Raw genomic sequence first — 2,295 nt, 5'->3', positions numbered from 1 at the left:
ACGCCACGAATCGCAGATTTGAAAGTGAACAGGAAAGTCAATGAAATCAACGATCTACCAACACCACCTCCGCGCCAGTGCTAGCTTTTCGTACCGTCACTTATTGCACTGAAAACGAGGAGACCCCTGCCTCAACTTCAGGCACGGTAACGGCGATATGGCAGCAGTGCGCGCAGCCATTGCGGCAGGCAGAGTACGGTGTGACGGCGCCCGACCACGCGCTCGCGACATGACGGAGCATCATGACCTTTGACACCCTACTGGGTCCAGCTTCGAGAGCCGAGTCGAGTAGCCCGACAGTCTCCCTCGCGACCTTATGGACGAACGGCTGCGCTCGCTCCACGTTTCTTCTGGCGCACGCTTCAGCGACAGGTAGATGATCCCTCAACCGCTTATTCAGAGCAGCTGGAGCTTGCGCGACCAGAAATCCAGATGCATGCGGATCCTCAGAACCCATAGGGCTCCTCACTCCAAGATTTCAGCACACGATAGTCATGCTCAGGCAGCACCAACAGTCCGGACTCTGCATCAGCAAGGACTCGTCGACCCGACCTATCGTGCACACGATTGTCGTGCAGCATGTAGAAGTACCAAGCGAATGGAACCTTCACACGGCGATCGATTGTCTGCAGCCTGCCGAAGTGCGCATAGCAATCCCCTTTGTTCCCATCAACCTCAGCCAGCCGCTGCGAGAAGGTCCAGATAGGGACGAGAGAAAGATGCCGCCGCCCGTTGTTCGGGTCTGTCCAATCCGACAGGCTCAACACCCAATGTTCGCAGAAGCGCGCACCGCTCCGACCGGCGCTTGAATTTTTCCAGTCTTCGAAGAGGCGTCGCTGCTTGGGTGCAGCTTTGTCCCAACCAGGGAACATCTGGTCGTGTGTGCGAACCGCCTTCGGCGGACTCTCCCCTTGCTGGCGAGTGAAGCTGTCGCTGACCTCATACCTGCGCTGCCGCAGCCAGTCGCGCAATCGCGCGTCGCATTCCTCGGCAAGAGACACGAATGACTCGACGTTCACCATGGAGTCGAGACTGTAGATTGGATCGCCCACGAGCTTGCGCTTTGACTCTTCCACCGGCGCACCCTCGACAAACTCCTCAAGATCCGACAGCGTGTGAATAGGTCCCCAAGGCACTGCAAACGCCGCACGCTCCACCCTCTCCTCTTCCAAGCGCACTACGACCTGGACAAAGTCTGCAGGGCTATCGCTTCCACGGTCCTGAACGATGTAGAGAAGAGTGATGTCGCAACGGGTGAGCAGGAATTCGCCAGCTCGGAGCCGTGAGTACGTTACCGCTGCATCACCGTCATCCGCTGCCAGTTGCTCGCGCAGCCATGCTTTGTGATCAGCATGCACGATCGAGCCATCGCGGCCTACAACCTTGCGCCTGGTCAAGAAATAACTGCCGTCCCCTCCTCTCTTGGTCACCAACTTGGCAGTCGACAGCGCCTCGTCCCTCCGCAAGAGAGAAAGCAGCGCTGCATGCTTCGCGTCTGGTGGACACGACTCGATCTGATAGGCCAACTCAGGCGTGGTGAGATCGTATGGCTTGAGTGGTGAGCCCATCGCGGATGAATTGACGTACACAAAAAATTGGAGCAGTGGCGCGGAATGCAGATCTGATCGCCTGAACTGTGCGGCTGCAAATTACACTGCAGCAGCTGGGCCGACCAGCCATCACAGTATCAATGAAATCACGGAGAAGTCTATCCATGGCAACTGCAAAGAAAGCGACCGCGAAGAAGCGCGCTGCGAAGGCAGAAAAAGCAGCACCGAGGTCAGCGTCGAAAGCGACAGCGAAGCCGGCGTCCGCGCTTAAACCGATCAAAGAAGCCTTCAACAAGAGCAGCCTGATTGCTCACTTGGCCCAGACCTCGGGGACCGATCCCAAGACTGTGAAAGCAGTGCTGAGCTCGCTAGAAGCGACCATTCATGCCTCGATCGCCAAGAAGGGCGCCGGGGCGTTTACCTGGCCCGGCGTGCTTAAGATCACTGCGCTGCAGGTTCCAGCCAAAAAGGCTCGCAAGGGCATCGATCCCTTCACCAAGGTCGAACGCATGTTTGCCGCCAAGCCCGCGTCGGTGAAGGTCAAGGCGCGATTCTTCAAGAAGGTCAAAGATGCAGCGCTGTAACAAGCGCGAGTAGAGACAAAGGGGCTTCGAGGCCCTGTTGACGATCACCCAATACTGACCCGTCGTGATCATTCAAATTTGACCCACCCTCAAGGCTACCTGACGGCAGCCGGTTCTGTGGATAAGTCCTTGTCTGGACTCTCCGTCTTAGCTCCTTTCTT

The 2,295-nt window shown here is 57.3% G+C and carries 2 protein-coding genes; one reads left to right on the top strand and one right to left on the bottom strand.

The window, feature by feature from the left end:
* Positions 1 to 446 precede the first annotated feature (446 nt).
* A complete protein-coding gene (locus tag BHU06_RS22735; protein WP_139147182.1) occupies positions 447 to 1,526 on the bottom strand; it encodes a hypothetical protein in 1,080 nt (359 codons plus the stop codon).
* 188 nt (positions 1,527 to 1,714) lie between these two features.
* On the opposite strand from BHU06_RS22735, the gene BHU06_RS21875 reads away from it, so the two are divergent.
* Complete coding sequence (locus tag BHU06_RS21875; RefSeq protein ID WP_070401350.1) at positions 1,715 to 2,134, top strand: HU family DNA-binding protein; 420 nt, start codon at positions 1,715 to 1,717, stop codon at positions 2,132 to 2,134.
* Positions 2,135 to 2,295 lie beyond the last annotated feature (161 nt).

The organism is Hydrogenophaga sp. PML113, assembly GCF_001777155.1.
GTDB lineage: Bacteria > Pseudomonadota > Gammaproteobacteria > Burkholderiales > Burkholderiaceae_C > Hydrogenophaga > Hydrogenophaga borbori.
The sequence above is the reverse complement of the archived record's forward strand: the minus strand, read 5'-3'. Positions and strand labels throughout refer to the sequence as shown.

Bases quoted from the DNA above. Each gene is read 5' to 3' on its own strand.
- BHU06_RS21875 (WP_070401350.1), top strand. From the start codon at position 1,715: ATGGCAACTGCAAAGAAAGCGACCGCGAAGAAGCGCGCTGCGAAGGCA.